The organism is Kordia jejudonensis, from assembly GCF_001005315.1.
GTDB lineage: Bacteria > Bacteroidota > Bacteroidia > Flavobacteriales > Flavobacteriaceae > Kordia > Kordia jejudonensis.
Genome location: NZ_LBMG01000093.1, coordinates 1 through 6,534, shown reverse-complemented (window position 1 = coordinate 6,534; position 6,534 = coordinate 1). Strand labels below are relative to the sequence as shown.

Annotated in this window: 4 protein-coding genes; all 4 read right to left on the bottom strand. The window is 36.5% G+C overall.

All coding sequences use genetic code 11. The annotated features are described in order from the left end of the window. Positions 1–129: 129 nt before the first annotated feature. Entirely contained in the window at positions 130–507 is a 378-nt protein-coding gene (locus tag AA089_RS22500) for a c-type cytochrome (protein WP_053002639.1), read from the bottom strand. A gap of 29 nt (positions 508–536) precedes the next feature. Continuing rightward, positions 537–2,192, bottom strand: coding sequence for an alpha/beta fold hydrolase (locus AA089_RS23990; RefSeq protein ID WP_053002638.1), 1,656 nt, complete (start codon positions 2,190–2,192; stop codon positions 537–539). Positions 2,193–2,413: 221 nt separating this feature from the next. Further along, the gene (locus AA089_RS22490; protein ID WP_046759275.1) at positions 2,414–3,232 is read right to left on the bottom strand and encodes a T9SS type A sorting domain-containing protein; all 819 of its coding nucleotides are present in this window, start codon (positions 3,230–3,232) and stop codon (positions 2,414–2,416) included. 24 nt (positions 3,233–3,256) lie between these two features. After that, positions 3,257–6,534: leucine-rich repeat domain-containing protein (locus tag AA089_RS23985; RefSeq protein ID WP_053002637.1), on the bottom strand; the 3,278-nt coding region annotated here is incomplete at its 5' end.

The following is a 6,534-nucleotide window of genomic DNA, read 5'->3' as shown; positions in this document are numbered from 1 at the left end:
ATGCTTTAAAATCTGTTTCGCCTGTTTTTGTAAAGTATTTTTGTGCAGAAACACTGCCTGCTACAAAAAGGAAACATAGGATTAGTATTTTTTTCATGTTGTTCTGATTTACGTTATTGGGTTATTTTCTTAGTTTTCAAGATATCCGTCAGCAATCCATTGGTCAATGATTTGACGTGTTTCAGGAGGTAATATTCCTGATGGTGGCATCGGATTGGATCCGTTATTGATGCGATTGACAAGATTTCCTTGTTCGGCGGCACCTCTAACATTCGCATAGTTTGACAAGTCTAACCCTGCATTTGCGTTTGGTCCGCTGTGGCAACCGATACAATTGCTTGCAATTATTGGCGCGACATCGTCATCATAAGTGACCGTTTCTTCTATTGGTGGCAAATCTTGGATGTCGCCTTCGTCGATGGTATTTGTAGTACAATTGTACAAGAACAATACCGTTCCTGCTAAAAACAGAAAGATGAATTTTTGATACGTGTGGTGTTGAGTCATTTTAATTATTGTTTGTTTTACAGTGTTATTTAATTGAATACTTCTGTTGGTCGCATACCGAATTCTTTTTTGAAACATTTTGAGAAATATGACGGACTGGAAAAGCCATATTTGAACGCAATTTCGGAAACGGTATGATTTTTTGATATTAAAGAATCTTTGGCTTTACGTAAGCGTATAAACATAATCAGCTGACTTGGCGATTTCCCTGAGGTTTCTTTGAGCTTACGCTGTAATTGACGTTCGCTAACACCAGTCGCTTTGGTTAACATTTCTACTCCAAAGTCATTGTTATCAAGGTTTTTGTTTATAATGTTGAGTACATTTTCCAGAAATGCATCATATTTTACAAAGTTGTATGGATTCTTTTTTTCTTCATGTTGTTCTTGTTTTTTACCTACATGATATAGTTTACATAGTTCATGCGTTGAATGAGTCAGTATGGAAGATTCTTTCTTGAAATCGAATTCTGCGCCTGATAATAGTTGTTTTATGGTTTGTGTGACTATTATTTTATTAGGCTTTATCAACGATAATATTGCCGTAATCATGTAATCATCTCTAGAATTTAATGGACTGCTAAAGTCTTCTGCGGTTTCATTCATATAGATTCCTGCTGAAAAAGCAATTCCGCTTGCATTAAGCTTCTGCAAGATATTGATTCCCAAACATATTGCTTTACTTGGTACTTCAAAAACAGCTACAAAGAATCGTTGATTTATTGTCATGATTTTACCGCCTTTTTCAGTGATACATTCATCAATCAGCAATGATTTTAGACTATGTGTTGAAGAAGTCATAAGTTGACCAAATAGCATTGTAGAGAGTCGTTTTTTATGGCATCCATCACATGCTGGCAATTGGTAAATAAAATTTTTCATTTCCGTTAATACTTCCTGCGTATTTCCTGCCCAGAATAGATGATCGTCTCCATCAAATTCAACAAATTTTGAATCTTTTATTCGTTCTGCAATGAATTTACCTTCTTCTATTTTAACATCAATATCATTGGTACGTTGCATCAACAATGTTGGTACTTTTATGTATTTTAAGATGTTAATAATGTTTACTTGCGTATTCATTTTGGTCAATTTCATTGCTGCTCTAGGACTTGCACCAGAACGGAAATAGCTTGCCAACCAGCGCATAAAGTGTGCATCATTGGCTTTGGAAGGCACTAAGGTTTCTAGGTTCATTTCTCCACTTCCCCAATCATTTTCAATCATGTCGTACACCTTTTGTCGTTCTTCGTCCGTTGGTGCCCACGGATAATCTTCTGAGTATCTTCTTTTTGCGAAGATTCCGAAAGATATTAAAGCCAATACACGATTTGGATAGGTGGCACTAAATAACGCGGATACGCTTCCGCCTTCTGAGTGTCCAAATAGTATTGCTTTTTTAGAATTTGTGGCATTCATGACAGCTGTAATGTCTTCCATTCGTTCTTCCAAGGTAGAAAGTTCTACAATTCTATCTGAAAGTCCTGTGCCACGTTTGTCAAACAGAATGATACGGACCACTTTGCTCAATTCTTGAAAAAAGTGTACCAATTCAGGACACGCCCACATCCAATCGATGTTAGAAACCCATCCTGGGATGTAAACTAAATCTATAGGACCTGAGCCAAAAACCTGATAAGCTATGCTAAGGTTTCCGCTTTTTGTGTATTGAATTTTTGGAGTCATTCTTATTGTATTCTTTTATTTAAAAACCATAGCCGTATGGTTGTGTTTTTACTAATGATTTTTGACCATTTACAAAAAATAAACTACTATTTTATGAGTTAAAAATATTTTAAAAAGTACATAAAATTTAATCTGCAACCAATTTCATGTTTCAAAATATTTTAGAAATCATCAGTTTTGATCATTTGGGGTACTGTTGATGCTATGATTTGTAATTCTTCTTATTGTTTGAGTAATTTTACGGTTTTACTTCCTTTTTTAGCATATATTTTCATGAGATAGACGCCTGTTTTCAAGCTGTTTAGCGCTATTTTTTCTAAATTATTATTTTTAGATATTACGAGTTGTCCGCTTGTACTATATATTTCTACTTTTTCTATTTGAGCGTCATTTGTTGAAATATTGATGAAATCTGTAGTCGGATTTGGATATACAAGCAAGTTCTCTATTCTTTTTTCTGCAACAGAAAGCGTATTAAAATCAAACGAACTATCTCCAGATAATCCTGAAGCATTCGGATCTACAGCATTTGTAAATACAGCTGATCCGTCATCAATCATATCTGCTTGCATAAAACTTTTTAATGGTGTTACGGTTGTTGCTAATGCAGAATCGTTTGCCAATATTTCTAAAATTCCACTTGTTGGAGAACCATTTATTTGAATCGTTACAATTGGTGTTGTCGTTCCTGCGGAAGGTGCTGGTAATGAAGCTGGACTTCCTAAGGTTTCTGTTATTAGATATCCATCAAGTGTTGGTTGTGCTACATTGGTACCGTCAAAGAAAGTAGCACTTGCAGCTCCTCCAAGAGACGATGTTACCGTTGCTGTAACGCCATCTGGCACAATAATCGTAAATCCGTAACTCTGTACTGAGGTTGCAAAGTTTGAAGCACTCGTATTTGGTACGGCACCGATGGAAAAACTATAATTTCCGTTGTCTATTAAGGTGTATGTGTAGCCATCTTGCGCGTTCATTTGCACTGTAAATAGACAATAGATTGCCAAAAAAAGGCTTGTTGTAAAGGTAATTTTGTTCATCATGTTAATTTTTAGTATTTGTATTTAGTTTTCTGGTAATTGTTCTTGTATTTGAAAGGTGCTAAAGTTTAAAAAGTTCCCTGGATGCGCTAGTACGTTTTGTAAGATGAGCGGCGAATCTGCCGAACCACCTTCGTATTGAGTGGTACCGCTCATATCTACATCATTGTCATTGTAACCGTTGATAATGAAGGTAGAAAAGTTGAGAAAGTTTCCAGGATCGTTTAAAGCAGCTGATAGAATAGCGGTAGTATCTGGCGTTCCTCCTAAGTATTGTACAAAGTTATCTCCGTTTACATTTCCTGACCACATTCCTACCGTATCTGTTGGCATTCCTGCTACTGTTTGTGCATTTGTGCCAAAGGTAATTTGATTGGTTGCATCTGTAAAGTCAACATTCACACGATTACCATCTAGTTGTAAAGCGGTTGCGGACATAATTCCCAAGTGATTTCTATGACGAATTGCTACAAAATAATTGTCTAATAATGCTGTAAATTGTAAAATTCCACCTCCATTCACATCCACTATATCTCCATCGCGTTGGAGTAAGGCAGATCGTCCTTCAACTACATTTGTATTGTCGGTCGCACTACGTAATTCCACAAAAACCCAATCTACAATGGCATTTTCTCCTGTGGTATTAAATACAGCAGCATTACACGTAAGCGCATCTGCATATGGAGACGTTATTGGAATGTTTCCCGCAACACGCAAATCGTCTCGCATCAGGTTTTCTTCTCCTGTATTTGGACTTAACGCTGCTCCTTGTAAAAACACTTTTGGTTCTACAATCACCGTTCCTTGTTCTATAATTGATTTAAAACTTGTCCAACCTGCATCCAAATAGGCTTGTCTTGTCCCTTGCGGGATAAATAAATCTGTTTTTGTCCTATCGCCAAATGTTCCAGCATTTACAGTTGCCGGATTTACACTTTCTGAAATAATTTCTACTAATCCTGTATCAAAAAATGCTTCTGAACTAATTGAGGTTACACCTGCAGGAATCGTCACAGTTAGTAGGTTACTATTGTCTCGGAATCCTCTAAATGCAATTGTAGTTAAGGTGCTTGGGAGACTAATAGTTCGTACACTTCTATTTCTAAAAGCAGAATTTCCAATCGTAGTAATTGTAAAATCCAATCCGCCTTTTGATAAGAGTTCTGGGAAAATAAAGTCTCCATTCGGTACATCTCCATTTCTTGCAACTGCACTTAGTGTATTTGGTGAAAGTGTGAGAATTTCATAGCGAATACCATTTACAGTAAAGGTATTTCCAACAGCAATACCATTTCCATTTACCGAGAAGAATCCTGTCCAACCTGCGTTTTCATACGTCGTTTCTGTTCCATTCGGAATCGTTAGACTTATGTTTTCATTTTCGCCAAAAGAATTGGTTTCAATCGTAGCAGGAGTTGCTCCTAAGGCAATGACTTCTTCCAAACTTGTTGTATTAAAAGCATTGGTTCCAATAGCAGTAATACTCGCTGGAAGCGTAACACTCGTAATCTCATCATTTTGAAAAGCACTCGCATTGACAGTTGTTACTGAGAATGTATTTGCAGTAAACGTAACTTGTTCAGGAATCACCAAATCTCCCGTTACAGAACCACCAGCTACAGCTACTTCATTAGGATTCAGCGATGTGATTTCATAGGTAATTCCTCCATCAATAAAGGTTGTACCAATAATGCCATCTGACAGTTGACCATTTACGGTTAAAAATCCTGTCCAACCTGCATTGGTATACACCGTTTCAGTTCCACTTGGAATGGTCAAATCAATTACGGATCTATCACCCAAACTCGAAGCTACAATTGTTGGTGGCGTGGTTGCTTGCACATCCATAGCAGTAAGTGGCGTTGCTGTAAAAGCATTGCTTCCAATAGCTGTAACATTCGCACCAATAACTACAGAAGTAATTCCTGTATTTTGAAACGCATTGTCTATAATTTCAGTGACGCTAAATGTAGTTCCGCTAAACGATTCTGTAACAGTAGCTGGAATGATAATATTTTGATTTTGTGATCCATCAGCAATGTCCAATACGGTTACTTCATTTGGATTTACGGCAATCACTTCGTATTGTAGATCACCTTCTGTAAATCGAGCACCTAGTTGAAATTCTCCATTTACAGATGCAAAACCTGTCCAACCTGCGGCAACATAATCGTCTTTAACAGTTTGTTGATCTGGAATGACGGACAAATTAATAGTACTTCTTCCTCCAAAACTGTTCGATTCAATAGTGGCTGGTGTAGCACTATCTGCTGTAATTGAGTTTAATGGATTGTTCGAAAAAGCATTATCTTGAATACTTGTAATATTAGAAGTAATGGTGATTTCTGTCAATAGATTATCACTAAATGTATGTAGCGCTACATTAGAAATATTTGTTGGCGTTGTAACACTTGTTAGTTTATTATTTCTAAAAGAAAAACCTTGCAACAGTGTTAAACTTGCTGGGAAACTAATACTTGTAAGTTCATTGTCACGAAACGCATCATTTTCAATAGTTTGCAAATTCGCGGGAAGCATTACACTTTGTAAATTATTGTTTCGGAATGTTTGCGGGTTGATGACTGTTATTCCATCTGGAATGACAATACTAGTCAACTGATTGTTTCTAAAAACCGCTGAACCAAGTGTCGTTAAACTACTTGGGAGATTCACACTTGTAATTTGATTGTCTAAGAAAGCATCCGTATCAATCGTTTCTACGGTATTTGGTAATACAACTGTCACCAAATCATTATTCCTAAAAGCACCTCTACCAATAGTAATAACTCCTGTTGGAACGGCAATACTACTTAATTGATTGTTCATAAAAGCTTCACTATCAATTACATCTAAACTATTTGGAAGACTTATACTCGTCAATTGATTGCTAAAAAAAGCTCCATTTCCAATAGTGACCGTTCCGAACGGAATGGTAACACTAGTTAACTGGTTGTTTCTAAAAGCATTAACACCAATAGTTTCTGGTCCGGATGTGAATGTAACCTGTGTTAAATCATTATTTAAAAATGCGTCTTCACCAATTGTCGTAACGGATGCTGGCAATGTGATAGACATTAAATTGTTAGCTTCAAAAGATTCACCACCAATTACTTCTATACTTGCAGGAAACACAACACTATTCAAATTTCTAGCTCTGAAAGCGCGAAATCCAATAGCAGTAATATCAAATGTGATTCCATTTTTAAAGGTTGTAACAGGTACCACTAAATCAACAATTCCGCTACCTCCTCCGCGTAATTCAACGGTATTTGGATTGACACCATTAATTCTATAATTAAAAC

What these genes read in the sequence shown, in the direction of transcription:
- AA089_RS22500 (WP_053002639.1), bottom strand. Translation starts at nt 507, where the DNA reads ATGACTCAACACCACACGTATCAAAAATTCATCTTTCTGTTTTTAGCA.
- AA089_RS22490 (WP_046759275.1), bottom strand. Translation starts at nt 3,232, where the DNA reads ATGAACAAAATTACCTTTACAACAAGCCTTTTTTTGGCAATCTATTGT.
- AA089_RS23990 (WP_053002638.1), bottom strand. Translation starts at nt 2,192, where the DNA reads ATGACTCCAAAAATTCAATACACAAAAAGCGGAAACCTTAGCATAGCT.